At 57.8% G+C, this 26,869-nt stretch carries 22 protein-coding genes; 4 read left to right on the top strand and 18 right to left on the bottom strand.

The genetic code is table 11. From position 1 onward, the window contains the following. Positions 1 to 117: 117 nt before the first annotated feature. The 17 genes from ATI02_RS21950 to rpsB form a co-directional block, all read right to left on the bottom strand. Positions 118 to 1,065: an acetyl-CoA carboxylase carboxyltransferase subunit alpha gene (locus ATI02_RS21950; RefSeq protein ID WP_042557889.1), complete on the bottom strand. Its 948-nt coding sequence runs from the start codon at positions 1,063 to 1,065 to the stop codon at positions 118 to 120. Positions 1,066 to 1,204: 139 nt separating this feature from the next. Continuing rightward, positions 1,205 to 4,726, bottom strand: coding sequence for a DNA polymerase III subunit alpha (dnaE, locus tag ATI02_RS21945; RefSeq protein WP_100847334.1), 3,522 nt, complete (start codon positions 4,724 to 4,726; stop codon positions 1,205 to 1,207). A gap of 76 nt (positions 4,727 to 4,802) precedes the next feature. Further along, the gene (gene rnhB, locus ATI02_RS21940) at positions 4,803 to 5,429 is read right to left on the bottom strand and encodes a ribonuclease HII (RefSeq protein ID WP_007908845.1); all 627 of its coding nucleotides are present in this window, start codon (positions 5,427 to 5,429) and stop codon (positions 4,803 to 4,805) included. An 11-nt stretch (positions 5,430 to 5,440) separates the two neighbouring features. Then, positions 5,441 to 6,571, bottom strand: coding sequence for a lipid-A-disaccharide synthase (gene lpxB, locus ATI02_RS21935; RefSeq protein WP_100847333.1), 1,131 nt, complete (start codon positions 6,569 to 6,571; stop codon positions 5,441 to 5,443). A 2-nt stretch (positions 6,572 to 6,573) separates the two neighbouring features. Then, the gene (gene lpxA, locus ATI02_RS21930) at positions 6,574 to 7,350 is read right to left on the bottom strand and encodes an acyl-ACP--UDP-N-acetylglucosamine O-acyltransferase (RefSeq protein WP_095189358.1); all 777 of its coding nucleotides are present in this window, start codon (positions 7,348 to 7,350) and stop codon (positions 6,574 to 6,576) included. Continuing rightward, positions 7,347 to 7,787 carry a 3-hydroxyacyl-ACP dehydratase FabZ gene (gene fabZ, locus ATI02_RS21925; protein WP_016771469.1) on the bottom strand — a complete coding sequence of 147 codons (441 nt, stop codon included), beginning with the start codon at positions 7,785 to 7,787 and terminating at the stop codon, positions 7,347 to 7,349. The genes lpxA and fabZ overlap by 4 nt, the downstream gene beginning before the upstream one ends. Before the next feature lie 106 nt (positions 7,788 to 7,893). Further along, positions 7,894 to 8,949 carry a UDP-3-O-(3-hydroxymyristoyl)glucosamine N-acyltransferase gene (gene lpxD, locus ATI02_RS21920; protein ID WP_100847332.1) on the bottom strand — a complete coding sequence of 352 codons (1,056 nt, stop codon included), beginning with the start codon at positions 8,947 to 8,949 and terminating at the stop codon, positions 7,894 to 7,896. 3 nt (positions 8,950 to 8,952) lie between these two features. Further along, on the bottom strand, positions 8,953 to 9,456 hold the full coding sequence (locus tag ATI02_RS21915) for an OmpH/Skp family outer membrane protein (protein WP_042557882.1): 504 nt from the start codon (positions 9,454 to 9,456) through the stop codon (positions 8,953 to 8,955). Between the two features lie 45 nt (positions 9,457 to 9,501). After that, positions 9,502 to 11,877, bottom strand: a complete 2,376-nt coding sequence (gene bamA, locus ATI02_RS21910; RefSeq protein WP_095189360.1) for an outer membrane protein assembly factor BamA — start codon at positions 11,875 to 11,877, stop codon at positions 9,502 to 9,504. A 74-nt stretch (positions 11,878 to 11,951) separates the two neighbouring features. Continuing rightward, complete coding sequence (rseP, locus tag ATI02_RS21905; RefSeq protein ID WP_100847331.1) at positions 11,952 to 13,304, bottom strand: sigma E protease regulator RseP; 1,353 nt, start codon at positions 13,302 to 13,304, stop codon at positions 11,952 to 11,954. 54 nt (positions 13,305 to 13,358) lie between these two features. Then, positions 13,359 to 14,549, bottom strand: coding sequence for a 1-deoxy-D-xylulose-5-phosphate reductoisomerase (gene ispC, locus ATI02_RS21900; protein ID WP_095189362.1), 1,191 nt, complete (start codon positions 14,547 to 14,549; stop codon positions 13,359 to 13,361). Continuing rightward, on the bottom strand, positions 14,546 to 15,352 hold the full coding sequence (locus ATI02_RS21895) for a phosphatidate cytidylyltransferase (protein ID WP_095189363.1): 807 nt from the start codon (positions 15,350 to 15,352) through the stop codon (positions 14,546 to 14,548). Before ATI02_RS21895 ends, ispC begins: the two co-directional genes overlap by 4 nt. Next, positions 15,352 to 16,107: a polyprenyl diphosphate synthase gene (uppS, locus tag ATI02_RS21890; protein WP_100847330.1), complete on the bottom strand. Its 756-nt coding sequence runs from the start codon at positions 16,105 to 16,107 to the stop codon at positions 15,352 to 15,354. Before uppS ends, ATI02_RS21895 begins: the two co-directional genes overlap by 1 nt. 14 nt (positions 16,108 to 16,121) lie before the next feature. Further along, positions 16,122 to 16,679, bottom strand: a complete 558-nt coding sequence (gene frr, locus ATI02_RS21885; protein WP_095189365.1) for a ribosome recycling factor — start codon at positions 16,677 to 16,679, stop codon at positions 16,122 to 16,124. Then, positions 16,676 to 17,419, bottom strand: a complete 744-nt coding sequence (gene pyrH / locus ATI02_RS21880; protein ID WP_003222124.1) for a UMP kinase — start codon at positions 17,417 to 17,419, stop codon at positions 16,676 to 16,678. Before pyrH ends, frr begins: the two co-directional genes overlap by 4 nt. Positions 17,420 to 17,628: 209 nt before the next feature. Next, positions 17,629 to 18,492, bottom strand: coding sequence for a translation elongation factor Ts (gene tsf / locus ATI02_RS21875; RefSeq protein WP_100847329.1), 864 nt, complete (start codon positions 18,490 to 18,492; stop codon positions 17,629 to 17,631). A 190-nt stretch (positions 18,493 to 18,682) separates the two neighbouring features. Then, positions 18,683 to 19,420 carry a 30S ribosomal protein S2 gene (gene rpsB, locus ATI02_RS21870; RefSeq protein ID WP_095189367.1) on the bottom strand — a complete coding sequence of 246 codons (738 nt, stop codon included), beginning with the start codon at positions 19,418 to 19,420 and terminating at the stop codon, positions 18,683 to 18,685. A gap of 372 nt (positions 19,421 to 19,792) precedes the next feature. On the opposite strand from rpsB, the gene map reads away from it, so the two are divergent. The 4 genes from map to ATI02_RS21850 all read left to right on the top strand — a co-directional run bounded on the left by map (position 19,793) and on the right by ATI02_RS21850 (position 25,620). After that, the gene (gene map / locus ATI02_RS21865; protein ID WP_042557873.1) at positions 19,793 to 20,575 is read left to right on the top strand and encodes a type I methionyl aminopeptidase; all 783 of its coding nucleotides are present in this window, start codon (positions 19,793 to 19,795) and stop codon (positions 20,573 to 20,575) included. A 43-nt stretch (positions 20,576 to 20,618) separates the two neighbouring features. Further along, positions 20,619 to 23,321: a [protein-PII] uridylyltransferase gene (locus ATI02_RS21860; RefSeq protein WP_100847328.1), complete on the top strand. Its 2,703-nt coding sequence runs from the start codon at positions 20,619 to 20,621 to the stop codon at positions 23,319 to 23,321. A 44-nt stretch (positions 23,322 to 23,365) separates the two neighbouring features. Continuing rightward, on the top strand, positions 23,366 to 24,565 hold the full coding sequence (gene dapC, locus ATI02_RS21855; RefSeq protein ID WP_095189369.1) for a succinyldiaminopimelate transaminase: 1,200 nt from the start codon (positions 23,366 to 23,368) through the stop codon (positions 24,563 to 24,565). 326 nt (positions 24,566 to 24,891) lie between these two features. After that, positions 24,892 to 25,620: a M12 family metallopeptidase gene (locus ATI02_RS21850; protein ID WP_100847327.1), complete on the top strand. Its 729-nt coding sequence runs from the start codon at positions 24,892 to 24,894 to the stop codon at positions 25,618 to 25,620. Between the two features lie 158 nt (positions 25,621 to 25,778). Here ATI02_RS21850 and ATI02_RS21845 read toward each other — a convergent pair whose 3' ends face one another. Next, positions 25,779 to 26,756: an IS5 family transposase gene (locus tag ATI02_RS21845; protein WP_100845106.1), complete on the bottom strand. Its 978-nt coding sequence runs from the start codon at positions 26,754 to 26,756 to the stop codon at positions 25,779 to 25,781. Between the last annotated feature and the right edge of the window lie 113 nt (positions 26,757 to 26,869).

The raw sequence follows: 26,869 nt of genomic DNA, 5'->3' as shown, positions 1-26,869 counted from the left end.
CCAAATCAAATGTGGGAGCGAGCCTGCTCGCGATAGCGGTGTAACAGCCAACATATTGGTTGAATGTTACCCCCTCTTCGCGAGCAGGCTCGCTCCCACATGGGTATTGCGCTCGACTTAGAGACCGTAGCTCATCAGTCGATCGTAACGGCGCTTCAACAGCGCTTCGTTATCGAACTTCTTCAGCATTGCCAGTTGCGAACTCAGCTCCGCACGAATCGAAGCAGCAGCGGCTGCCGGATCACGGTGGGCGCCGCCCAGAGGCTCGCCAATCACCTTGTCGACAATGCCCAGGCCTTTCAGACGCTCGGCAGTAATGCCCATCGCTTCAGCAGCATCCGGTGCTTTTTCGGCGGTTTTCCACAGAATCGAAGCACAACCTTCCGGCGAGATCACCGCGTAGGTCGAGTACTGCAGCATGTTCAACTGATCGCAGACACCGATTGCCAATGCACCGCCGGAACCACCTTCACCGATTACGGTGGCGATGATCGGGGTCTTCAGGCGCGACATCACACGCAGGTTCCAGGCGATCGCTTCGCTCTGGTTACGCTCTTCAGCGTCGATGCCAGGGTAAGCACCCGGGGTGTCGATGAAGGTCAGGATCGGCATTTTGAAACGCTCGGCCATCTCCATCAGACGGCAAGCCTTGCGGTAGCCTTCCGGACGCGGCATGCCGAAGTTGCGACGTACCTTCTCACGCACTTCGCGACCCTTCTGGTGACCGATGATCATCACCGGCTGGTCGTCCAGACGGGCGATGCCGCCAACGATCGCAGCGTCGTCGGAGAAGTGACGGTCGCCGTGCAGCTCGTCGAACTCGGTGAAGATGTGTTCGATGTAGTCCAGGGTGTACGGGCGTTTCGGGTGACGCGCCAGGCGTGCGATCTGCCAGCTGGTCAGCTTGCCGAAGATGTCTTCGGTCAGCGTTTTGCTCTTGTCTTGCAGGCGGGAGATCTCATCGCCGATATTCAGCGAATTGTCATTACCGACCAAGCGCAACTCTTCGATCTTGGCTTGCAGGTCGGCGATCGGCTGTTCGAAATCTAGAAAATTCGGGTTCATAGGCGTCCGTCTTGGGTCGTGTCCCAAATGAGCTTGGGCCGGCCGGTTGTCTATTCGCGCCCTACCTTAAGGGAGAGGCGCGCTGAGGTCGAGATTAAAAATTCAGGTTGTGGACAAGTGCAATGATGGCACTTGCCGGTCAACGGTATTGGAGGAAGACGTTGTCTCGCCCGAACTGGTCACGCAGGGCTTGAATCAAGGCATCCGCCGGGTCGATCCGCCAGGTCTCGCCAAACTGCAGCAAGGTCTTCGCATCAGGGCTGGTGTACTCCATGGTGATCGGGCACGCCCCGCGATGACGCTTGAGCAAATCACCCAACCAGCGTAGCTGATCGCCTTTGAGATCCTGGGTCTGCAACTTCAGACGCAGGCTCTCGGCGAGGTTGGTGCGCGCATCTTCCATGCTCATCACGCGCTTGACCCGCAGACGCAGGCCGCCGGAGAAGTCATCGTTACTGACCTCCCCCTCAACCACCACCATCGCGTCGGTCTGCAACAGCGACTGCGCGGAATGGAACGCTTCGGCAAACAGCGACGCCTCGATCCGCCCAGAGCGGTCGTCGAGGGTGATGAAGCCCATCTTGTCGCCCTTCTTGTTCTTCATCACCCGCAGCGCGATGATCATCCCCGCCACGGTCTGCGTATCACGGGCCGGTTTCAGGTCGATGATGCGCTGACGGGCGAAACGGCGGATCTCGCCTTCGTATTCGTCAATCGGGTGACCGGTCAGGTACAGGCCCAACGTGTCTTTTTCACCCTTGAGACGTTCCTTGAGGGTCAGTTCCTTGGCCTTGCGATGAGTCGCATAAACGTCGGCATCTTCCTCGACGAACAGCCCACCAAACAGATCGGCATGGCCGCTATCGTGGGTGCGAGCAGTCTGCTCGGCAGCCTTGATCGCCTCTTCCATCGCCGCCAGCAGCACCGCGCGGTTGCGGTCGATGTTGGCCTGATAAGCCTTTTGCTCGTCGTGGAAGTAAGGCCCCAGACGATCCAGCGCACCGCTGCGGATCAAACCGTCGAGCGTGCGCTTGTTGATACGCTTGAGGTCGACCCGCGCGCAGAAGTCGAACAAATCCTTGAACGGGCCTTCCTGACGCGCCTCGGTGATCGCTTCCACCGGGCCTTCGCCAACGCCTTTGATCGCGCCGAGGCCATACACAATGCGGCCGTCGTCGTTCACCGTGAACTTGAACTCCGAAGTGTTCACGTCCGGCGCGTCGAGGCGCAGCTTCATCGTGCGCACTTCCTCGATCAAGGTCACGACCTTGTCGGTGTTGTGCATATCCGCAGAAAGTACCGCAGCCATGAACGGTGCCGGGTAGTGAGCTTTCAGCCAGGCGGTCTGGTACGAGACCAGGCCGTAGGCGGCGGAGTGGGATTTGTTGAAGCCGTAACCGGCGAATTTTTCCACCAGGTCGAAGATGTTACCGGCGAGGTCGGCGTCGATATTGTTGGTCGCGCAACCTTCAATGAAACCGCCGCGCTGCTTGGCCATTTCCTCGGGTTTTTTCTTACCCATCGCCCGACGCAGCATGTCCGCACCACCGAGGGTGTAACCGGCCATGACCTGAGCAATCTGCATCACCTGTTCCTGATACAGGATGATGCCGTAAGTCGGCGCCAATACGGGCTTGAGGCCTTCGTACTGGTAGTCCGAGTGCGGATACGCCAGTTCGGCGCGACCGTGCTTACGGTTGATGAAGTCGTCCACCATGCCCGATTGCAGCGGGCCCGGACGGAACAGGGCCACCAGTGCGATCAAGTCTTCCAGGCAGTCGGGCTTGAGCTTTTTGATCAGCTCTTTCATACCGCGCGATTCAAGCTGGAACACCGCAGTCGTTTCAGCTTTCTGCAGCAACTGGTAGGTCGGTTTGTCATCCAGCGGGATGAACGCGATATCCAGCGGCGGCTCGTCGACCTTGGCGCGGTCGCGGTTAATGGTTTTCAGCGCCCAGTCGATGATCGTCAGGGTCCGCAGACCAAGGAAGTCGAACTTCACCAGGCCGGCGGCCTCAACGTCATCCTTGTCGAACTGGGTTACCAGACCGTCACCGGCCTCGTCGCAATAGATTGGCGAGAAGTCGGTCAGCTTGGTTGGCGCGATAACCACACCACCGGCGTGCTTGCCGACGTTACGCACAACGCCTTCGAGCTTGCGTGCCATCTCCCAGATTTCCGCCGCCTCTTCATCGACCTTGATGAAGTCGCGCAGGATTTCTTCCTGTTCGTAAGCCTTTTCCAGGGTCATGCCGACTTCGAACGGAATCATCTTCGACAGACGATCCGCCAAACCGTAGGACTTGCCCTGCACCCGCGCCACATCTCGCACCACAGCCTTCGCGGCCATGGAACCGAAAGTGATGATCTGGCTTACCGCGTTGCGGCCGTATTTCTCGGCCACGTAGTCGATCACCCGGTCGCGACCGTCCATGCAGAAGTCGACGTCGAAGTCGGGCATCGAGACCCGTTCCGGGTTAAGGAAACGTTCGAACAGCAGGTCATATTCCAGCGGGTCGAGGTCGGTGATCTTCTGGACGTAAGCCACCAGCGATCCGGCACCCGATCCACGGCCAGGGCCTACCGGCACACCGTTGTTCTTGGCCCACTGGATGAAGTCCATCACGATCAGGAAGTAACCGGGGAAGCCCATCTGGATGATGATATCCAGCTCGAAATTCAACCGATCAACGTAGACCTGACGCTTGGCTTCGTAATCTTCAGTGGTGTCCTTGGGCAGCAGAACCGCGAGCCGCTCTTCCAGACCGTCGAAGGACACCTTGCGGAAATACTCGTCGATGGTCATGCCATCGGGAATCGGGAAGTTGGGCAAAAAGTGCGTGCCCAGCTTCACCTCGATGTTGCAGCGCTTGGCGATCTCGACAGTGTTTTCGATCGCGTCGGGGATGTCGCTGAACAGCTCAGCCATTTCCTCGGCACTTTTCAGGTATTGCTGGTCGCTGTAATTCTTCGAACGCCGCGGATCGTCGAGGGCACGGCCCTCACCGATGCAAACGCGGGTTTCGTGAGCGGCGAAGTCTTCCTGCTTGATGAAGCGCACATCGTTGGTCGCCACCAGCGGCGCGCCCAGCTTGTCGGCCAGGGCCACGGCGCCGTGCAATTGTTCTTCATCGTTGGGGCGGTTGGTGCGCTGGATTTCCAGATAGAAACGATCCGGGAACACCGTCATCCATTCGCGTGTCAGGGCTTCGGCTTCGGCCGGGTTGCCACCGATCAGCGCCATGCCGATCTCGCCTTCTTTGGCGGCGGACAGCATGATCAGGCCTTCGTTGGCCTCGGCGACCCACTCGCGCTCGATGATGATCATGCCGTTACGCTGACCTTCAATGAAGCCGCGCGAGATCAACTCGGTGAGATTGCGATAGCCCTTGGCGTTCATGACCAACAGGCTGATGCGGCTCAGCGGAGCATCAGGATCCTTGTTCGACAGCCACAGGTCGGCGCCGCAGATTGGCTTGATGCCCGCGCCCATGGTGTTTTTATAGAATTTGACCAGGGAACACATGTTGTTCTGATCGGTGACCGCCACGGCCGGCATGTTCATGGCGGTCAGCGCCTTGACCAGCGGCTTGATCCGCACCAGCCCGTCGACCAGGGAGTATTCAGTGTGCAGGCGTAGATGAACGAATGAAGCCGGCATAGTGATCCTGTCCAGTTACATAGAGACAACAAGGCCCGGATTGTACCGGGCCTCGAACAAAACATCAGCCTTGCGACTAAACCTGCGTCAGACCTTCCAGTGCCTCGTAAGCCTGACGCACCGGGGCGAACGAGCGCCGGTGAATAGGCGTCGGACCAAGACGCACCAACGCTTCCAGATGAACGGGCGTCGGGTAGCCTTTATGACCGCCAATACCGTAACCCGGGTAAATCAATTCGAACGCGGCCATCTCGCGGTCACGACTGACCTTGGCCAGAATCGATGCTGCGGCAATAGCAGGGACCTTGCCGTCGCCCTGCACCACGGCCTCAGCGCGCATCGGCAGTTGCGGGCAGCGGTTGCCGTCGATCATCGCCAGTTTTGGCTGAATATGCAGGCCGGCGACCGCACGCTGCATGGCCAGCATGGTTGCGTGCAGAATATTCAACTCGTCGATTTCTTCAACTTCGGCGCGGGCGATGCACCAGCTCAGGGATTTCTCGATGATCTCGTCGTAAAGCTTTTCGCGCTTGGCTTCGGTGAGTTTTTTCGAGTCGTTGAGGCCAAGGATCGGCCGGTTTGGATCGAGGATCACCGCCGCAGTCACCACGGCGCCGCACAACGGGCCGCGACCGACTTCATCGACACCCGCCACCAGCTCTTCGACTTCGGCGACCAAGGTGAAATCCAGGCCCATCTGCATATCTTTCTTGCTCATCGTGTTTGACCGATCAGGTTCAGCACGGCAGCGGCCGCCTGGTTGGAAGCATCCAGCCGCAGCGTGCGATGGATTTCGTCAAAGCCGCGCGTCTGTTCTTCGCCGCCCTCGATCAATGGCGACAGCATCTGTGCCAATGCCTCGACTGTCGCATCATCCTGCAACAGTTCCGGAACCAGCAAGCGCTGGGCCAGCAGGTTCGGCAGAGACACATACGGGCTCTTGACCATGCGCTTGAGAATCCAGAACGTCAGCGGCGCCAGACGATAGGCCACCACCATCGGCCGCTTGTACAGCAGCGCTTCAAGGGTTGCCGTGCCGGAGGCGATCAGCACTGCGTTGCACGCCGCCAGGGCCAGATGAGACTGACCGTCGAGCAAGGTCACCGGCAAGTCGCGCCCGGCCAGTAGTGCTTCAATCTGCGCGCGACGCTCTGCATTGGCGCAAGGCATGACAAAACGCAGCCCTGGGCGCATGGCGCGCAAGCGCTCGGCGGTATCAAGGAAAAGCGCCCCCAGACGGGCGACTTCGCCACCACGGCTGCCGGGCATCAATGCCACCAGCGGGCCGTCGGGCAGACCCAATTCGGCACGCGCAGCAGCGCGATCAGCCTCCAGCGGTATGGTATCGGCCAGCGTGTGACCGACGAACCGAACCGGCACGCCTTTCTCTTCGTAAAATTTTGCTTCGAACGGCAGCAGCGTCAACATCAGGTCGCAGCCTTCGCGAATCTTCAACACGCGCTTCTGCCGCCACGCCCACACCGACGGGCTGACGTAATGCACGGTTTTGATCCCGGCCTGACGCAGCTTGAGTTCGATATTGAGGTTGAAGTCCGGTGCATCGATGCCGATGAACACGTCCGGCTTTTCGGCGATCAGCGTGGCGATGAGTTCTTTGCGACGCTTGAGCAACTCGCGCAAACGACCGAGCACCTCCACCAGCCCCATGACCGACAAACGCTCCATGGGGAAATAGGAAGTCAGGCCTTCGGCCTGCATCAACGGACCGCCGACGCCGATAAACTCGACCGCCGGATGCTGTGCCTTGAGGGCGCGCATGAGTCCGGCGCCGAGAATGTCACCGGAAGCCTCACCCGCCACCAGTGCAATACGCAGATTAGCCATGATCAGCGAGTGATGCCACGAGTCGACGACTGGATGGAATCGCGGAACACCGCAACTTCCGGGAACTGGGCAGCAGGTTCGGCCAGTTCTGCCAGTGCCTGCTCAACCGTCAGCCCTTGGCGATAAACGGTTTTGTAGGCGCGACGCAATGCGTGGATAGCGTCCTCGCTGAAACCGCGACGGCGCATGCCTTCGAAGTTCATGCTGCGCGCTTGCGCCGGATTGCCAAACACGGTGACAAACGCCGGAACGTCTTTACCGATCGCGGTGCCCATACCGGAGAAGCTGTGGGCGCCGATGTGGCAATACTGGTGAACCAGGGTAAAACCGGAAAGGATCGCCCAGTCATCGACGTGTACATGGCCGGCCAGAGCGGTGTTGTTAACCAGAATGCAGTTATTGCCGATGACGCTGTCGTGACCGATGTGCGCATAGGCCATGATCAGGTTGTGATCGCCCAACGTGGTTTCCGAGCGATCCTGCACGGTGCCACGGTGAATCGTCACGCCTTCACGGATGACATTGTGGTCACCCATCACCAGACGGGTTTCTTCACCTTTGTACTTCAGATCGGGCGTATCTTCGCCTACCGAGGAGAACTGGTAGATGCGATTATGCTTACCGATGCGCGTCGGGCCTTTGAGGATCACATGCGGCCCGATCACGGTACCCTCGCCGATTTCCACACCAGCGCCGATGATCGACCACGGGCCGACCTCGACGCCGTCAGCCAGAACGGCCGACGGATCGATGATTGCGCGAGGGTCAATCAAACTCATACTTTTTGTTCCGCACAGATAATCTCAGCCGAGCAGACCGGTTTGCCATCGACCGAAGCCTGGCACTCGAACTTCCAGATCTTGCGCTTGCAGCTGATGAACGTCGCTTCCAGGATCAACTGATCGCCCGGCTTGACTGGCTGGCGGAAGCGCAGCTTGTCGGAACCGACGAAGTAATACAGGGTGCCGTCGGCCGGTTTGACGTCAAGCATTTTGAAACCGAGGATCCCGGCAGCCTGAGCCATCGCTTCGATAATCAGCACGCCTGGCATGATTGGATGCGCCGGGAAGTGCCCATTGAAGAACGGTTCATTGATGCTGACATTCTTGTAGGCGCGAATGCGCTTGCCTTCAGTGTCCAGTTCCACCACCCGGTCCACCAGCAGGAACGGGTAACGGTGAGGCAGGTATTCGCGAATCTCGTTGATGTCCATCATTTCGGGGGGAAGCCTATGTAAAGATTGGGAGCGCGACTGACGCGCACTCCTCTAGCAAATCAAGGAGGCAGTCCAGAGGCTGTGCACACTTGATATGGAAATGGTATCAGCCATCTGATGAAACATTGCCGTCAGGGGTCACTTCCCCTACGCGCTTTTCCAGCTGTTTCAAACGTCGCGCGATGTCATCGAGCTGACGGATGCGTGCCGCGCTTTTACGCCATTCGGCAGCAGGTTGCATGGCTGTGCCGGAAGAATAGGCGCCCGGCTCGGTAATCGAGTGGGTCACCATGGTCATCCCGGTCAGGAAAACGTTGTCGCAAATATCAATGTGCCCGACCAGACCGACACCACCGGCCAGCATGCAGTGCTTGCCGATTTTGGTGCTGCCGGAGATCCCTACGCACGCGGCCATCGCGGTGTGATCACCGACCTGGACGTTGTGGGCAATCTGGATCTGGTTGTCGAGCTTCACACCATTGCCGATCACGGTATCGGCCAACGCGCCGCGGTCGATGGCGGTGTTCACGCCAATCTCCACGTCGTCGCCGATGGCAACACCACCGATCTGCGCGATTTTCTGCCAGATACCTTTTTCGTTGGCAAAGCCGAAGCCTTCGCCACCGAGTACGGCACCGGACTGGATAACCACACGCTTGCCGATGCGCACGTCGTGATACAGCGTCACGCGCGGCGCGAGCCAGCCGCCTTCACCGATTTCGCTGCGAGCACCAATGACGCAATGGGCGCCCAGGGTCACCTGTGCGCCGATCCGCGCACCGGCCTCGATCACCACGAAGGGACCGATGCTGGCGGTGGAGTCAACCACAGCGTCAGCCGCGATCACCGCTGTCGGGTGGATACCGGCAGTGGCTTTGGGTTTGGGATCGAACAGGTGCGAAAGGCGTGCGTAAGCCAGATAAGGATCCGGCACCACCAGCGCATTACCGGCAAATCCTTCGGCATCGGCCTCTTTGAGCAGCAGCGCTGCTGCCTGCGAGCCTGCCAGGTATTTGCGATATTGGGGATTTGCCAGAAAGCTCAACTGAGCTGGGCCAGCCTCTTGCAAAGTGGCTAGCCCAGTTATTTGCTTCTCCGGGTCGCCACGCAGGGTGGCGCCGAGGAACTCGGCCAACTGGCCGAGTTTGATATTTACGGTCATGGGTTACTTCAGCTGATTCATGCGCTCGATAACCTGGCGCGTGATGTCGTACTGAGGTTTGACATCAATCACTGCGCCACGCTCGAACACCAGGTCAAAACCACCTTTCTTGATGACTTCTTCTACTGCACCATCCAGTTTCGGCTTCAGTTGCTTGAGCATTTCGCGGTCGGCAACAGCTTTGGCTTCGTTCAGTTCCTTGGACTGGAACTGGAAGTCACGGGCCTTTTGCTTGAATTCCAGCTCCAGACGCTCACGCTCACCTTGTTGCATCTTGTCGCCACCCGCCATCAGACGATCCTGAATACCCTTGGCGCTGCTTTCCAGAGTCTTCAGTTTGGTCAGTTGAGGACCGAACTTCTTCTCGGCATCCACTGCGTACTTCTTGGCCGCATCGGACTCCAGCAGAGCCATCTGATAGTTCAGAACGGCAATTTTCATGTCGGCAAATGCCGGGCCTGCCACCAGTACGGAGGCCAGGAGAACCAATTGAGTCAACTTACGCACGATGCACTCCTACAAAATCCATTGTCGTTATCTTGGGTCAGACGCTTAGAACGTCTGGCCGAGGGAGAATTGGAACACTTGAGTTTCAGCTTCATCCGGTTTCTTGATCGGCATGGCCAACGCGAAGCTCAGAGGACCCAGCGCGGTGACCCAGGTCACGCCCACACCGACCGAACTGGCCATGTTGCTCAGGCTGATGTCGTTGCACTTGGTGTTCGACGACGAGCCATTGGCGTTGGTGGTGTCCTTGCACTGCGAATCAAATACGTTACCCACATCCCAGAATACCGACGTACGCAGGGAACGCTGATCTTTCACGAACGGCAGCGGGAACAGAACCTCGACACCACCCTGGATCAGGACGTTACCACCGAACGGCAGTGGATCCTGGTCCGGGTCAGCCAGCGTACCCGGGTTGGTACCACGGCTCGGCGTACTGCGCGGGCCGAGGGTGCTGTCCTTGAAGCCACGCACCGAGTTGAAACCACCAGCATAGTAGTTTTCATAGAACGGCAAGCCGTCAGTCGAACCGTAACCGTCGCCATAACCCAGTTCGGTGTGCAGACGCAGGGTGTAGTTTTCAGTGATCGGCTGGAACAACTGACCGCGGTAATCCAGTTTGAAGAACGACAGATCGCTACCCGGAATAGTGGATTCCAGGGTCAGGCTCTGGGAACGACCACGAGTCGGCAATACACCTTTGTTCAGGGTCGACTCGGACCAGCCGGCCGATGCCTTGAAGTTCAGGTAGTTGTCGCCTTCCTTGTTAACGAAGTCAAAGATCTCGTCAACGGTGTACTGACCGGTCTTGATCTTGTCCTGCTGAGCGGACAGACCGAAGGTCAGACGCGAAGTCTCACTGATCGGATAACCAACGTTCACGCCTGCACCCAGGCTGTCTACCGCGTAGCTTGCTACGTCGACGTCGAGGTCTTTGTAGTCGGTGGTGCGATAGAACGCGTTGTAACCCAGGCTCACGCCATCGGCGGTCCAGTACGGGTCAACGTAGCCGAAGTTGTAGCGGCTCTGGTATTCGCTTCGGGTCAGGCCGACGCTGACGCGGTTACCGGTACCGAGGAAGTTGTTCTGGGTGATCGAACCACCGAGGATCAAACCGGCGCTCTGGGCGAAACCGACGCTGGCGGTAATCGAACCGGACGCCTGCTCTTCTACGCTGTAGTTCACATCAACCTGGTCATCAACGCCCGGAACAGCCGGGGTTTCGACGTTGACTTCTTTAAAGAAGCCCAGACGCTCAAGACGGGTCTTGGACTGGTCGATCAGGTAGGTTGAAGCCCAGCCACCTTCCATCTGACGCATTTCGCGACGCAGCACTTCGTCTTCGGACTTGGTGTTGCCACGGAAGTTGATGCGATTGACGTAGGCACGCTTGCCCGGGTCGACAGCAAACAGGATGTCCACGGTGTGGTCATCATCGTGCGGCTGAGGTACGCCGTTGACGTTGGCGAAGGTGTAACCCTCGTTACCCAGACGACGGGTGATCAGTTCCGAGGTGGTGGTCATCAGCTTGCGCGAGAAGACCTGGCCTTTCTGAACCAGCAGCAAGGATTTGACCTGGTCTTCAGGGACTTTCAGATCACCGCTGAGTTTGACGTCACGGACAGTGTACTTCTCGCCCTCGGTGACGTTGACGGTGATGTACACGTGCTTCTTGTCAGGGGTGATGGACACCTGGGTCGAAGCGATATCCATGTTGATATAGCCGCGATCCAGGTAGTAGGAACGAAGACGCTCCAGGTCACCGGAAAGCTTTTCACGGGCATATTTGTCATCGTTCTTGAAGAACGACAGCCAGTTGGTGGTTTTCAGCTCGAACAGGTCGGTCAGGTCGTCCTCGGGGAAAACCGTGTTGCCCACCACGTTGATGTGCTGAATGGCCGCAACGGTGCCTTCGTTGATCTTCACTTTCAGACCAACGCGGTTACGCGGCTGCGATACCACTTCGGTATCTACGGTAGCCGAGTAGCGACCTTGCGCGACGTACTGACGTTGCAGCTCGTTACGCACGCCTTCGAGGGTGGCACGCTGGAAGATCTCGCCTTCGGCCAGACCGGATTGCTTGAGGCCTTTCATCAGGTCTTCAGTGGAGATCGCTTTGTTGCCTTCGATCTCGATACTGGCGACCGACGGACGCTCGACAACCGTGATTACCAGTACGTTGCCTTCGCGGCCCAGCTGGATATCTTGAAAGAAACCGGTTTTGAACAACGCACGAGTGGATTCCACCAGGCGACGATCATCCGCCTGCTCGCCGACGTTCAACGGCAAGGCACCAAAGACGCTACCCGCGGAGACCCGCTGGAGGCCATTGACGCGAATATCAGAGATAGTGAAGGACTCGGCGTGAACTTCGGCGATCATCAATACGGTGAGAACCGCAGTTAGCAGCAGACGTTTCATGAAGTCCTTTCTTATTCCAACTGGCAATAAACAAACTGCCGCAAAATGCGGCAGATTCGCAATTCAGCGAAGCGTTACAGACGACCCAGATCGTTGACCAGAGCAAGCAACATCACCCCGACCACCAAACTGATACCGATCTGTATCCCCCAACCTTGCACCCGATCCGACAAGGGACGACCACGCGCCCACTCGATCAGATAAAACAACAAATGCCCCCCATCCAGTACAGGAATGGGCAGCAAATTCAGAACCCCCAGGCTAATACTCAGATAAGCAAGGAAATTCAGGAAATCAGCGACACCCGACTGGGCAGAAGCGCCCGCCACTTTAGCAATGGTTATCGGTCCACTCAAGTTTTTTACCGAGAGCTCGCCGAACAGCATTTTCTTCAGTGAATCGAGCGTCAGAATGCTCATGGTCCAAGTGCGTCGGGCACCCTCGCCAATCGCGGCCAATGGCCCATAACTGACTTCGCGGATCATTTCCGGCGGCCAGTCGACAGCTTTGACACCCGCCCCCAGATAACCGCTTGGCGCCTTGCTTTCACCGCGCGCCGCCAGGGTGACAGGGACGTCGATTGAAGCACCATCGCGCTCGACACGCAGCACGATTTTGGTATCAGGACGCGTACGAACGGTATCAACCACTTGCTGCCAGTCGTTAAGCGCCTGACCGTCAAGAGACAGCAAACGATCACCGGTCTTCAGCCCGGCAGCCTGAGCCGGGCCTTTTGGATCAAGCTCGGCAAGCACCGGCGGCAAGGCCGGGCGCCATGGACGAATACCCAGAGAGCGGATCGGATCTGGCTCATCAGCACCCTTCAGCCAGTGATCCAGCACCAGTTCACGCGGCGAATCCGCGGTAGAGCCTTGCTCACGCACCAATAACTGCAAGGAGCCACTTTCACCAAGACGACGAACCAGTTGCAAATTGACGGCGGCCCAACCAGTAGTCGGCTCGCCATCGATCGCGACGATCTCCTGACCCGCACCCAAACCGGCTTTGGCGGCGATGCTGCCGGACTCGACTGCACCAATGACCGGGCGCACCTGCTCGCTACCGAGCATGGCCAGCACCCAGAAGAACACCAAGGCCAACAGGAAGTTGGCAATTGGGCCGGCGGCAACAATGGCGATACGCTGACGAACGGACTTGCGATTGAACGACTGATCCAGTTGATCGACCGGCACCTCGCCTTCGCGCTCATCAAGCATCTTGACGTAGCCACCCAGAGGGATCGCGGCAACGACAAATTCAGTGCCTTGTTTGTCGTGCCAGCGCAGCAGCGGCATACCGAAGCCTACGGAAAAGCGCAGAACCTTTACGCCACAGCGACGCGCGACCCAGAAGTGGCCGAATTCGTGAAAGGTGACCAGCACACCCAAAGCGATCAGGGTGCCGGCAATCATATAGAGCGCGCTCATCTACTTTCTCCGCAATCCTGTTCAGTACCGCTTGTAACCATTGTGTTGCGAAATCTATCGACTGTGACGCTTCAGCCATTGCTCCGCCAAAACTCGCGCCTTGGCGTCTGCCGTGAACACGGCATCGAGATTGTCCAGCGCAACGACTGCTTCGAGGTTCAAGACCTCCTCGATGATACTCGCGATTTCCAGGTAACGGACCCGGCCGTCGAGAAACGCCGCCACTGCGACTTCGTTGGCCGCATTGAGCATCGCTGGCGCGCTGTTACCCGCCTCAGCAGCTTGCCTTGCCAGACGCAGACATGGGAAGCGCTCTTCATCCGGCGCCTCGAAGTCCAGACGCGCGATTGCAAACAGGTCCAGCGGCGCCACGCCGGAATCGATACGCTCCGGCCAGGCCAGTGCGTTGGCAATCGGTGTACGCATATCAGGATTACCCAACTGCGCCAGCACCGAGCCATCCACATAATCGACCAGCGAGTGGATGACGCTTTGCGGATGAATCACCACTTCGACCTGCGAAGGCTTCGCATCAAACAGCCAGCAAGCCTCGATCAACTCGAGACCTTTATTCATCATGCTCGCCGAGTCGACCGAGATTTTTCGCCCCATGGACCAGTTCGGGTGTGCACAGGCCTGGTCAGGTGAAACATGCGCCAATTCAGCCATCAGCGTTTGCCGGAAGGGGCCACCAGAGGCTGTAAGCAAAATCCTTCGCACCCCTACCGAACTCAGCCCGCGGGCAAAATCCTGTGGCATGCACTGGAATATCGCGTTGTGCTCACTGTCGATCGGCAGCAATACCGAACCGCTCTTGCGCACAGCTTGCATGAACAAGGCGCCGGACATCACCAGCGCTTCTTTATTAGCCAGGAGAATCTTCTTGCCCGCCTCGACGGCAGCCAAAGTCGGACGCAGACCCGCCGCACCAACAATCGCCGCCATGACTGCGTCTACTTCTGGAGCGGAGGCTACCTGACACAAGCCCTCCTCACCCACCAGCACGCGGGTCGGCAAACCGGCTGCGCGCAAGTCATCCTGCAAACCGCGAGCGGCAGCGACTTCCGGCACCACAGCAAATTGCGGGACGTGACGCACACACAAGGCCAGCAGCTCACTCAGGCGAGTGAAGCCGCTCAAGGCGAAAACCTGATAACGCTCAGGGTGACGGGCAATGACATCCAGGGTACTCAGACCGATCGAGCCGGTCGCCCCCAGAACGGTAATCTGTTGCGGGCGACTCACGGTGCAGCCATCCACAACAATACGGCAAAGACCGGAATAGCTGCAGTCAGGCTGTCGATGCGATCAAGCACGCCGCCATGGCCCGGCAGCAGATTACTGCTGTCCTTGATCCCGGACTGGCGCTTGAACATGCTTTCAGTCAGGTCGCCCACGACGGAAATGAATACGATCAGTGCAGCACCAATCAAGCCCTTGAGCAACTCGGCCACCGTCCAGTCGCGCACCAGGCCGACAATCGCGGTAATAACCAGGCTAAGCGCCAGGCCACCGTAAACGCCTTCCCAGCTTTTACCCGGGCTGACTTGAGGCGCCAATTTACGCTTGCCGAATGCACGACCGGAGAAGTAGGCACCAATGTCAGCACCCCAGACCAGCACCATCACCGCCATGATCAGCCAGTTACCCAGCGGATACTGTTTGATCTGCACCAGGCCTTGCCAGGCCGGCAGCAGGATCAACAGACCGATCACCAGTTTGGTCGCTGCGCTGGACCAGTGCTCGGCCGAACGCGGATAAGTCAGCACCAGATAAGTCGCCACTGCCCACCAGAGCACGGCGGCGCCGAGCACCCAAGGCGCGAGCCCGGGCAGGATGTACATGACGAACAGCATCAGGGCCACCACGGCGGCAAAGCCGACGCGGAACGATTGCGCGGCAAAGCCCGCCAGACGCGCCCATTCCCAGGCACCCAGACTCACGACCAGACCGATGAACAGCGCGAAACCGGAACCTTCGAGCAGGAAAAACCCGCCCAAGGCAATCGGTAGCAGGATCAGCGCGGTGATGATTCGTTGTTTAAGCATTAAACCCGGGCTCCAGCTTCGATCTGTTCGCTCGTTTTACCGAAGCGACGTTGACGCGAAGCGAAATCGGCCAGCGCAGTGCGCATGGCTTCGTGTTTGAAGTCCGGCCAGAACAGGTCGGAGAAGTACAACTCGGCATAAGCCAGCTGCCACAGCAGGAAATTGCTGATGCGGTGCTCCCCCCCAGTGCGGATACACAGATCAGGCAACGGCAGATCGCCAGTGGCCAGACAGGTCTGCAGCAAGTCCGGAGTAATGTCCTCCGGGCGCAGATGGCCGGCCTGAACCTCACGCGCCAGGCGCTGGGCAGCCTGGGCTATATCCCATTGCCCGCCGTAATTGGCAGCGATTTGCAGGACAAATCGGTTGGCACCGACGGTCATGGCCTCAGCTTCACGCATCGCGGCCTGCAGCTCCGGATGAAATCGCGAGCGATCGCCAATGATGCGCAGGCTGATGTTGTTGTCGTTGAGGCGCTTGGCCTCACGACGCAAGGCCTTGAAGAACAGGTCCATCAAGGCACTGACCTCATCGGCCGGACGCTGCCAGTTTTCACTGGAAAAGGCGAACAGGGTCAACACCTCGACCTTGGCCTCGGCGCACACCTCAATAACGGCCCGCACAGCATCGACGCCCGCTTTATGCCCGGCGACACCCGGCATAAAGCGTTTTTTCGCCCAGCGATTGTTGCCATCCATGATGATCGCGACATGGCGCGGCACCGCGGACGGCGCAGTCTGCTTGGTCTTGTCCATTTAAAACTCGAACCTTATACGGCCATCAGATCCGCTTCTTTTTGCTTGGTAGCCGCATCGATATCGGCCTCTGCCTTATCGGTAAGCTTCTGGATATCAGTCGCTGCACGACGCTCTTCGTCTTCGCTGATTTCCTTGTCCTTGACCAGTTTCTTCAGCTCGCCCAGCGCATCGCGACGGATGTTACGTACCGCTACGCGAGCATCTTCTGCTGCGCTACGAGCTTGCTTGGTAAACCCTTTACGAGTTTCCTCGGTCAAGGCTGGCATGGAGATCAGCAGCAACTCGCCCAGGTTGGTCGGATTGAGGTTCAGACCAGCGCTCTGGATTGCCTTGTCGACAGCCGCAAGCATATTGCGCTCGAACGCCACGACTTGCAGGGTGCGCGAGTCTTTTACAGTGATGTTAGCCACTTGAGTGATAGAGGTATCTGCGCCGTAGTACGGCACCATCACACTCCCCAGAATGCTTGGGTGGGCTTTACCGGTACGAATCTGACCAAACGCGTGGGCCAGGGATTCGAGGGATTTCTGCATGCGCTCTTGAGCGTCTTTCTTGATTTCGTTGATCATTGTTGACCTTCCTCGATCAGGGTGCCTTCAGCGCCGCCATGTACGATGTTCAGCAGGGCACCGGGCTTGTTCATGTTGAATACGCGCAGCGGCATCTTGTGGTCGCGGCACAGGCAAATAGCGGTCAGATCCATCACGCCCAGCTTGCGATCCAGTACTTCATCATAAGTCAGATGATCGAACTTCTCGGCATGCGGGTCTTTGAACGGGTCTGCGGTGTAGACGCCATCGACCTTGGTCGCCTTGAGCACGACGTCGGCATCGATTTCGATTGCACGCAGGCAAGCTGCCGAATCCGTGGTGAAGAACGGATTGCCAGTACCGGCCGCGAAAATCACGACGTCTTTGGAGTTCAGGTGGCGCATGGCTTTGCGGCGATCATAGTGATCGGTCACGCCCACCATGGAAATGGCCGACATCACGATGGCCGAGATATTGGCACGCTCCAGCGCGTCACGCATGGCCAGAGCGTTCATCACAGTGGCCAGCATGCCCATGTGGTCGCCTGTTACCCGATCCATGCCGGCCTTGCTCAGGGCTTCGCCGCGGAACAGGTTGCCGCCGCCGATCACCAGACCGACCTGCACGCCGATGCCGACCAGTTGGCCGACTTCCAGCGCCATCCGATCCAGCACTTTTGGATCGATCCCGAACTCTTCCGAGCCCATCAGGGCCTCGCCGCTAAGCTTGAGTAGAATGCGTTTATAGCGAGCCTGATAACCACTGCCCTGCTGAGCCATTGCGAATCTCTCCTGCGGCGTATTTAAAATTCTTTGCGAGCTGCTTTACAGCTGGCGTTCACTCTAGCTTGGCGCTGCTTCAGCGCCATCGGAACATGGCTTTGTAAGCCAGTTCCAAGTGGAAACCAATAAAAATTGGTAATCCCATCTGAAAAGAGGCTGCGCGCGTGAGCGGGCAGCCTCTTTCGGGCGACAGTTGAAAAACCGTCTTATTGCTTGGCGGCAGCCAGCTGGGCAGCAACTTCTTCAGCGAAGTTGTCGACCGGCTTCTCGATGCCTTCGCCTACTTTGAAGTAGGTGAAGGAAACGATTTCAGCACCCGCTTTCTTGGCCAGCTCGCCAACCTTGATTTCAGGGTTCTTGACGAACGCCTGCTCAACCAGGCTCGCTTCTGCCAGGAACTTGCTGATACGGCCTTTGACCATGTTCTCAACAATGTTTTCTGGCTTGCCTTTGATTTTTTCTTCGTTCAGCTGCAGGAACACAGCTTTTTCACGCTCGATCGCTTCATCGGAAACTTGCGAAGGCAGCAGGAACTCAGGGTTGCTTGCAGCTACGTGCATCGCGATGTCTTTGGCCAGCTCGACGTCACCGCCTTTCAGGACGACAGCAACACCGATCTTGTTACCGTGCAGGTAAGTGCCGACAACGTCACCCTCTACGCGTACCAGACGACGGATGTTGACGTTCTCGCCAACTTTAGCAACCAGAGCTTCACGAGCCGATTCCTGAGCGGCGATCAGCGGAGCTGCGTCGGTCAGTTTTTCGTCGAAGGCTTTTTCTACGCTGGCAGCAACGAAGTTCTTGAAGTCGTCTTGCAGGGCCAGGAAGTCGGTCTGCGAGTTGACTTCCAGCAGCACGGCTGCCTTTTCGTTCGATTTGATGGCGATTGCGCCTTCAGCGGCAACGTTACCAGCTTTCTTGGCAGCCTTGATCGCGCCCGAAGCACGCATGTCATCAATGGCTTTTTCGATGTCGCCGTCAGCCTTTTCCAGGGCTTTCTTGCAATCCATCATGCCTTCGCCGGTACGCTCGCGCAGTTCTTTAACCAACGCTGCAGTAATTGCTGCCATTTTCAAATTCCTCTTGGATAGGTTTTCAACCATTCCACCCGATCGAACGGGCGTTCAATTCTTCCCGAGCCACCCTTGTAGCCGCTGCACGTTACAGGTGCTGTAGCTGCGCTGCCGACAATGGTTTTCGAGGTGGCAAAAAGGGGGCCAAGCCCCCTTTTTGCTTACTGAGTCAACGCCAGGGCGTCAATTACTCAGCTGCAGCCTGAGTTTCTTCAGCTGCGAATTCTACAGTGCCGCCACCAACATTGTTGCGACCACGGATAACAGCGTCAGCCATCGAACCCATGTACAGCTGGATAGCGCGGATTGCGTCATCGTTGCCTGGGATGATGTAGTCAACGCCTTCCGGGCTGCTGTTGGTATCGACAACGCCGATGACCGGGATGCCCAGCTTGTTGGCTTCGGTGATCGCGATGCGCTCGTGGTCAACGTCGATCACGAACAATGCGTCTGGCAGACCGCCCATGTCCTTGATGCCGCCCAGCGAACGATCAAGCTTCTCAAGATCACGAGTGCGCATCAGCGCTTCTTTCTTGGTCAGCTTGGCGAAAGTACCGTCTTCGGCTTGAACTTCAAGGTCACGCAGACGCTTGATGGAAGCACGAATGGTTTTGAAGTTGGTCAGCATACCGCCCAACCAGCGGTGATCGACGTACGGCGAACCGCAACGTGCTGCTTCTTCAGCAACGATCTTGCCAGCGGAGCGCTTGGTGCCGACGAACAGAATCTTGTTTTTGCCCTGGGCCAGACGCTCTACGAAAGTCAGAGCTTCGTTGAACATTGGCAGGGTTTTTTCAAGGTTGATGATGTGAATCTTGTTACGCGCGCCGAAAATGTACTTACCCATTTTCGGATTCCAGTAACGGGTTTGGTGACCGAAGTGCACACCGGCCTTCAGCATATCGCGCATATTGACTTGGGACATGATAGTTCCTTAATAAGTCGGGTTTGGCCTCCACGTATCCCAATGACCAACCAGTGGCATTAAGCCAAAAGCACCCAGGTCATCGTGTCGACACGTGTGTGGATTTAAGCCTTTCGGGGTATCCCCGGAAAGCGGCGCATTTTATACCACAGGGTGTGCAGAAACGGAACCCGAAATCTGTAATCACACCAAGGACATGGGCGCAGCCCCTTGGAATCGGCGCCGCGGGCACCATTGTATAGAGAGAAGCGATGCACGCAGGCGCGGATTTGCTCCTTTCGTCTGGTAGAATCGCGTTTTTCAGGGTCGCAAAACGCACCGCTGCAACCCTATCCGTATCAGCAAGCGCCGCCGAGCGCAGAGAGAGCCTGTATGACCGTCAACCTCAAAACTCCCGAGGACATCGCTGGCATGCGTGTCGCCGGCAAACTGGCCGCCGATGTGCTGGAAATGATTGCCGAACATGTAAAGCCAGGCGTTACCACTGATCAACTGAACCAGATCTGTCACGACTACATCGTTGACGTGCAGCAGGCCATCCCTGCCCCACTCAACTACAAAGGCTACCCGAAGTCGATCTGCACCTCGATCAACCACGTTGTCTGCCACGGCATCCCGAATGACAAGCCGCTGAAAAACGGCGACACCCTGAACATCGACGTCACCGTCATCAAGGACGGTTACCACGGCGACACCAGCCGCATGTTCCATGTCGGCGAAGTACCGGTGTGGGCCGAGCGTCTGTCGCAGATTACCCAGGAATGCATGTACAAGGCGATCGAGATCGTCAAACCGGGTTGCCGCCTGGGTGACATCGGTGAAGTCATCCAGAAACACGCGGAAAAGAACGGCTTTTCGGTGGTTCGCGAATTCTGCGGCCACGGCATCGGCAAGGTGTTTCACGAAGAGCCGCAGATCCTCCACTACGGCCGCGCCGGCACCGGCATGGAACTGAAAGCCGGCATGACCTTCACCATCGAGCCGATGATCAATCAGGGCAAGGCCGACACCAAGGTATTGGGCGATGGCTGGACCGCGATCACCAAGGATCGCAAGCTCTCGGCCCAGTGGGAACACACCTTGCTGGTGACCGACACCGGCTACGAGATCTTCACCCTGCGCGCCGACGACACCATCCCGCGCATCTCGGCCTGATCCACATAACGCTCCCAGCCTTATATAGAAGGAAAGCCAATCGATGCCGCAGGTGGATCCCGAACTCTTCGACCGCGGCCAGTTCCAGGCTGAACTGGCCCTCAAAGCGAGCCCTATCGCCGCGTTCAAGAAGGCGATCCGCCAGGCTCGCGAAGTGCTCGACGCACGTTTTCGCAGTGGCCGCGACATCCGCCGGCTGATCGAAGACCGCGCCTGGTTCGTCGACAACATCCTGCAAAAGGCCTGGGAGCAGTTCAACTGGAGCGATGACGCGGACATCGCTTTGGTCGCGGTCGGCGGCTATGGCCGGGGTGAGTTGCACCCCTACTCGGACATCGACTTGCTGATCCTGCTGGACAGTGCCGATCACGAAGTTTTCCGCGATTCCATCGAGCGCTTTCTCACCTTGCTGTGGGATATCGGCCTGGAAGTCGGTCAGAGCGTTCGCTCGGTGGATGAATGCGCCCAAGAAGCACGCGCTGACCTGACCGTGGTCACCAACCTCATGGAAAGCCGTACCATCTGCGGCCCCGAGCGCCTGCGTCAGCGCATGCTCGACGTCACCAGCACCGCCCACATGTGGCCGGCCAAGGAGTTCTTCCTGGCCAAACGCGCCGAACAGAAAGCTCGTCACCACAAGTACAACGACACCGAATACAACCTGGAACCCAACGTCAAAGGTTCGCCCGGCGGACTGCGGGATATCCAGACAATTCTGTGGGTTGCCCGACGCCAGTACGGCACCCTCAACCTGCGCGCACTCGCCGGCGAAGGCTTTCTGGTCGAGAGCGAAAACGCCCTGCTCGCCTCCTCCCAGGAATTCCTCTGGAAAGTGCGCTATGCCCTGCACATGCTCGCCGGCCGCTCCGAAGATCGCCTGCTGTTCGACCATCAGCGCAGCATTGCCGGGCTGCTCGGCTTTGAAGGCGACGACGCCAAGCAGGCCGTCGAAAATTTCATGCAGCAGTACTTCCGCGTGGTGATGAGCATCGCCCAGCTCAGCGATCTGATCATCCAGCACTTCGAGGAGGTCATCCTCGCCCCGGAAGACGAAGCGCCGCCACAGCCGATCAATTCACGCTTCCAGTTGCATGACGGCTATATCGAAGCACGCAACGACAACGTGTTTCGCCGCACGCCGTTCGCCATGCTGGAGATCTTCGTGCTGATGGCCCAGCAGCCGGAAATCAAAGGCGTACGCGCTGACACCATTCGCCTGCTGCGCGAGCACCGGCACCTGATCGACGACAACTTTCGCAACGACATCCGCAACACCAGCCTGTTTATCGAGCTGTTCAAGTGCAAAATCGGCATCCACCGCAACCTGCGACGGATGAACCGCTACGGCATCCTTGGGCGCTACCTGCCGGAGTTCGGTTTCATCATCGGGCAGATGCAGCACGACCTTTTCCACATTTACACGGTCGATGCACACACCCTGAACCTGATCAAACACCTGCGTAAGTTGCAGTACACCCAGGTGTCGGAAAAATTCCCGCTGGCCAGCAAGCTCATGGGCAAACTACCGAAGCCCGAACTGATCTACCTAGCCGGCCTGTACCACGATATCGGCAAGGGCCGGCATGGCGATCACTCGGAGATCGGCGCGGTCGATGCCGAGGCGTTCTGCCAGCGTCATCAGTTGCCGGTGTGGGATAGCCGCCTGATTGTGTGGCTGGTGCAAAACCATCTGGTGATGTCAACGACCGCCCAGCGCAAGGACTTGTCCGACCCGCAGGTGATCCACGACTTTGCTCAGGCGGTGGGCGATGAAACCCGTCTGGACTATCTGTACGTGCTGACCGTCGCCGACATCAACGCGACCAACCCGACACTGTGGAACTCCTGGCGCGCCAGCCTGTTGCGCCAGCTCTACACCGAGACCAAGCGCGCCCTGCGTCGCGGCCTGGAAAACCCGGTGGATCGCGAAGAGCAGATCCGCCAGACCCAAAGCGCTGCACTGGATATTCTGGTGCGCGGCGGCACCGACCCGGACGATGTCGAGCAGTTGTGGGCGCAGTTGGGCGATGACTATTTCCTGCGCCACACTGCTGGCGACGTGGCCTGGCACAGCGATGCGATTCTGCAGCAGCCGCTGGACGGCGGGCCGCTGGTGCTGATCAAGGAAACCACCCAGCGCGAATTCGAGGGTGGCACGCAGATCTTTATTTACGCGCCGGACCAGCACGACTTCTTCGCCGTGACCGTGGCGGCGATGGACCAGCTCAACCTGAACATTCACGACGCACGCGTCATCACGTCCAGCAGCCAGTTCACCCTCGACACCTACATCGTGCTCGACAACGAAGGCGAGTCCATCGGCGACAACCCGGCACGGATCAAGCAGATCCGCGAAGGTCTGACCGAAGCCCTGCGCAATCCGGACGACTACCCGACGATCATCCAGCGCCGGGTGCCGCGTCAGCTCAAGCATTTTGCCTTTGCGCCGCAAGTGACAATCCACAACGACGCCCAGCGACCGGTGACCGTACTGGAACTCACCGCACCTGACCGTCCGGGCCTGCTGGCGCGAATCGGCGGTATATTCCTGGAATTCGACCTGTCGCTGCAAAACGCCAAGATTGCAACGTTGGGCGAGCGGGTGGAAGACGTGTTCTTCATCACCGACGCACACAACCAGCCACTGTCCGATCCCTTGCTGTGCAGTCGTTTGCAGGACGCGATCGTTGAGCAACTGAGCGTCAATCAGGAACCCGATATCAAGCTTTCGCGCATCAGCATCTGAGTGCGTGCCCGGATTAATCTGCTTTGCAATGAGACCCTGTACCAATGAACAACGCTCTGAACCAGCTCCAGCCCTATCCGTTCGAAAAGCTCCGCGCCCTGCTTGGCACGGTCACAGCGAACCCTGACAAGCGCCCGATCGCCCTGTCGATCGGCGAGCCGAAACATCGTTCGCCAAGCTTTGTCGCCGAAGCACTGGCGAACAGTCTGGATCAGATGGCGGTGTACCCGACGACCCTCGGTATTCCAGCCCTGCGTGAAGCCATCGCTGGCTGGTGTGAACGTCGCTTCGGCGTGCCGAGCGGCTGGATCGACCCGGCTCGCAACGTGCTGCCGGTCAACGGTACGCGTGAGGCGTTGTTTGCCTTCACCCAGACCGTGGTCAACCGTGGCGACGACGCGCTAGTGGTCAGCCCGAACCCGTTCTATCAGATCTACGAAGGCGCCGCGTTCCTCGCCGGGGCCAAGCCACATTACCTGCCGTGCCTCGATGAAAACGGCTTCAACCCTGATTTCGATGCGGTGTCGCCGGACATCTGGAAACGCTGCCAGATCCTGTTCCTGTGCTCGCCGGGCAACCCGACCGGCGCACTGATCCCGGTCGAGACGCTGAAAAAGTTGATTGCCCTGGCCGATGAATACGATTTCGTCATCGCCGCCGACGAGTGCTACAGCGAACTGTACTTTGACGAGCAAACGCCGCCGCCAGGCCTGCTGACCGCTTGCGTCGAACTGGGCCGTAAGGATTTCAAACGCTGCGTGGTGTTCCACAGCCTGTCCAAACGCTCCAACCTGCCGGGCCTGCGTTCCGGTTTCGTCGCCGGCGACGCTGACATTCTCAAAGGCTTCCTGCTGTATCGCACCTACCACGGCTGCGCGATGCCAGTCCAAACTCAACTGGCCAGCGTTGCCGCGTGGAACGACGAAGTACACGTACGCGCCAACCGTGCGCTGTATCGCGAGAAGTTCGATGCGGTGCTGGAGATTCTTGCCCCAGTGATGGATGTGCAGCGCCCGGATGGCAGCTTTTACCTGTGGCCGAATGTGCAAGGTGATGATGCAGCGTTCTGCCGTGATCTTTTCGCCGAAGAGCACGTGACGGTGGTGCCGGGCTCGTACTTGTCCCGCGACGTGGACGGTGTCAATCCGGGTGCGGGCCGTGTACGCATGGCACTTGTCGCGCCGCTGGCGGAATGCGTGGAAGCCGCCGAGCGTATTCGCGCATTTATTACTCGCAAGCAGTAATTGATGAGGCCGTGCCAGTCAATCTGGCACGGCCACTTGCAGCATCAAACTCCCGCACCCTATAAAAAATAAACTCCCAGCAAGACACCGACACACCGCCACAGCTTTAATCTAATCTGCCTGAGCGTGTCGTCGCCAATCCAAGGATTTCAAGCGACGCGTGACCGTGGGGTCGGGCTCGTACCTGCACGGGACATAAAAATATGACGTCACAGTCCATATAACGTTGTATTGCACTTGCCTTTCGGCCAAGCGCTAATATAGAGCTGAATAACTTGCAGTGCCTGAACAACTGCTTACTCTCAACTTCAAGGATGAAGTCCATCATGCACGAACTAACAGATTGCCAACTTATACAATGGCCCGACGATCAAGCGGCTTACCAGGTGGCCACCAATGAAAACCCGGCCAACATCGGCACATTTACTGGCACTCGGCGTAAACGCTCGATATTAAATTATTCAAAACTATGGGCAAACGGCCGCACCCTGAAGATTGCCTTCATGGACGCACCCGAAGCAGATCACAAAGACAAAATCATAAAGGCAGCCAGTCAATGGTTGCCGTATATCAACCTGAAGTTCGAGTTCGTTGACGACCTCGTGGGCGACATACGCATCGCCACTACCAACAACTCCAACAGTTCGATGCTCGGCACCGACGCGTTGTTGATTCATCCTGACGACAGAACCATGGACCTGGGCGTAAAACCGGATCATCCAGACTTTGAAGTCATCGTGACTCATGAGTTCGGTCACGCCCTTGGCGCTATGCATGAACACCAGCACCCGCAGGCGAAAATCCCGTGGGATAAACCAAAGGTCTATGAGTTCTATCAGAACCGCGAAATGAATCCACTGATGCCGGAGGAAATCGACAGAAACCTGTTTACTCCTTTCGACACGCTGGAGGCGATTTATACTTCTTACGACAAAAGATCGATCATGCACCACCCAGTGGCTAATACGTTGACACTGGGTAATTGGGAAGTGCCAATCAATCGCAAGATCAGCAAGAAAGACAAACGCCTGATGCGTTTGCTTTACCCGAAATGAATGTCCCCACCTAGGGAAGGTCTGAAGTAGTCAGCGATTTTTTGATGCCCTCATTGGTCAATCAAAAAAACGCTGGCAGGGTCAGAAAACAGACCTTTCCTGTTACTCACTCATCGTTTCACCCTTGCGCGGCGCCTTTTCAAGGCGCTTTTTGCGCATTACAGACGTACCTCTCCCGCAACCAGCAGCCGTTTTCGCATCATCCACACGTTCGACAGCGCAAATAGCGTGACCTGTTGCGCGGTGTTTTTCATCAAGCCGCGAAAGCGCACTTTCGTATACCCAAACTGACACTTGATGACCCGAAACGGGTGTTCAACCTTAGCGCGTACCTGGGCCTTGGCGTATTCGATTTTGCGACGCACCTGAGCAATAAAACTCTTCTTGCCGTGCTTCTTATACGTGCTGGGCCGTGCGGCAATTGACCAGATCATTTTGCGGTTCTGATGCTCGGGACGCTTGTCCACGCCGGTGTAACCGGCATCGCCAGACACGTACGACTCTTCGCCATGCAGCAACTGAGCAACCTGCGTCACGTCCGCGACATTCGCCGCCGTGCCCACCACGCTATGCACCAAACCCGACTCGGCATCAACGCCGATATGCGCTTTCATCCCGAAGAAATACTGGTTCCCCTTCTTCGTCTGATGCATGTCGGGATCACGTTTTCCGTCTTCATTCTTGGTCGAACTCGGCGCATGAATGATCGTTGCATCGACCACCGTACCCTGGCGCAACATCAGGCCACGGTCGCCTAGATAACCGTTGATGACCTGCAAAATTCCGCCGGCCAACTCGTGTTTTTCCAACAGACGCCGGAAGTTGAGGATCGTGGTCTCATCGGGAATCCGATCCAGGTGCAACCCCGAAAACTGGCGCAGGATCGTGGTCTCATAGAGCGCTTCTTCCATCGCCGGATCACTGTAGCCGAACCAGTTCTGCATCAGATGAACCCGCAACATCGCCATCAGCGGGTAAGCCGGACGACCGCCGTCGCCCTTCGGATAGTGTGGTTCGATCAAGGCAATCAAGCCCTTCCAAGGCACGACCTGATCCATCTCAATCAGAAAGCGCTCGCGGCGGGTCTGCTTACGTTTGCCGGCGTACTCGGCATCGGCGAAGGACATCTGTTTCATCGTGACTCAACCGTCGTGTTCGGGTCGGGCGGGTATTTCACCAGATTTGGAAGGCTTCTTCAGAGTTTCCCTAAAAAACCATTCTTTAAAAGCAAACCTGCACGTTGCGCTTC

Origin of the sequence: Pseudomonas baetica (assembly GCF_002813455.1) — a bacterium.
Classification (GTDB): domain Bacteria; phylum Pseudomonadota; class Gammaproteobacteria; order Pseudomonadales; family Pseudomonadaceae; genus Aquipseudomonas; species Aquipseudomonas baetica.
The sequence above is the reverse complement of the archived record's forward strand: the minus strand, read 5'-3'. Positions and strand labels throughout refer to the sequence as shown.

Excerpts from the sequence above, each read along its gene's own strand:
- lpxA (WP_095189358.1), bottom strand. The coding sequence starts at position 7,350 with ATGAGTTTGATTGACCCTCGCGCAATCATCGATCCGTCGGCCGTTCTG.
- lpxB (WP_100847333.1), bottom strand. The coding sequence starts at position 6,571 with ATGGCTAATCTGCGTATTGCACTGGTGGCGGGTGAGGCTTCCGGTGAC.
- rpsB (WP_095189367.1), bottom strand. The coding sequence starts at position 19,420 with ATGTCCCAAGTCAATATGCGCGATATGCTGAAGGCCGGTGTGCACTTC.
- bamA (WP_095189360.1), bottom strand. The coding sequence starts at position 11,877 with ATGAAACGTCTGCTGCTAACTGCGGTTCTCACCGTATTGATGATCGCC.
- pyrH (WP_003222124.1), bottom strand. The coding sequence starts at position 17,419 with ATGGCTCAGCAGGGCAGTGGTTATCAGGCTCGCTATAAACGCATTCTA.
- ATI02_RS21950 (WP_042557889.1), bottom strand. The coding sequence starts at position 1,065 with ATGAACCCGAATTTTCTAGATTTCGAACAGCCGATCGCCGACCTGCAA.
- dnaE (WP_100847334.1), bottom strand. The coding sequence starts at position 4,726 with ATGCCGGCTTCATTCGTTCATCTACGCCTGCACACTGAATACTCCCTG.
- dapC (WP_095189369.1), top strand. The coding sequence starts at position 23,366 with ATGAACAACGCTCTGAACCAGCTCCAGCCCTATCCGTTCGAAAAGCTC.
- ATI02_RS21850 (WP_100847327.1), top strand. The coding sequence starts at position 24,892 with ATGCACGAACTAACAGATTGCCAACTTATACAATGGCCCGACGATCAA.
- ATI02_RS21895 (WP_095189363.1), bottom strand. The coding sequence starts at position 15,352 with ATGCTTAAACAACGAATCATCACCGCGCTGATCCTGCTACCGATTGCC.
- rseP (WP_100847331.1), bottom strand. The coding sequence starts at position 13,304 with ATGAGCGCGCTCTATATGATTGCCGGCACCCTGATCGCTTTGGGTGTG.
- map (WP_042557873.1), top strand. The coding sequence starts at position 19,793 with ATGACCGTCAACCTCAAAACTCCCGAGGACATCGCTGGCATGCGTGTC.
- fabZ (WP_016771469.1), bottom strand. The coding sequence starts at position 7,787 with ATGATGGACATCAACGAGATTCGCGAATACCTGCCTCACCGTTACCCG.
- uppS (WP_100847330.1), bottom strand. The coding sequence starts at position 16,107 with ATGGACAAGACCAAGCAGACTGCGCCGTCCGCGGTGCCGCGCCATGTC.
- ATI02_RS21845 (WP_100845106.1), bottom strand. The coding sequence starts at position 26,756 with ATGAAACAGATGTCCTTCGCCGATGCCGAGTACGCCGGCAAACGTAAG.
- tsf (WP_100847329.1), bottom strand. The coding sequence starts at position 18,492 with ATGGCAGCAATTACTGCAGCGTTGGTTAAAGAACTGCGCGAGCGTACC.
- rnhB (WP_007908845.1), bottom strand. The coding sequence starts at position 5,429 with ATGCAGATGGGCCTGGATTTCACCTTGGTCGCCGAAGTCGAAGAGCTG.
- frr (WP_095189365.1), bottom strand. The coding sequence starts at position 16,679 with ATGATCAACGAAATCAAGAAAGACGCTCAAGAGCGCATGCAGAAATCC.
- ATI02_RS21860 (WP_100847328.1), top strand. The coding sequence starts at position 20,619 with ATGCCGCAGGTGGATCCCGAACTCTTCGACCGCGGCCAGTTCCAGGCT.
- lpxD (WP_100847332.1), bottom strand. The coding sequence starts at position 8,949 with ATGACCGTAAATATCAAACTCGGCCAGTTGGCCGAGTTCCTCGGCGCC.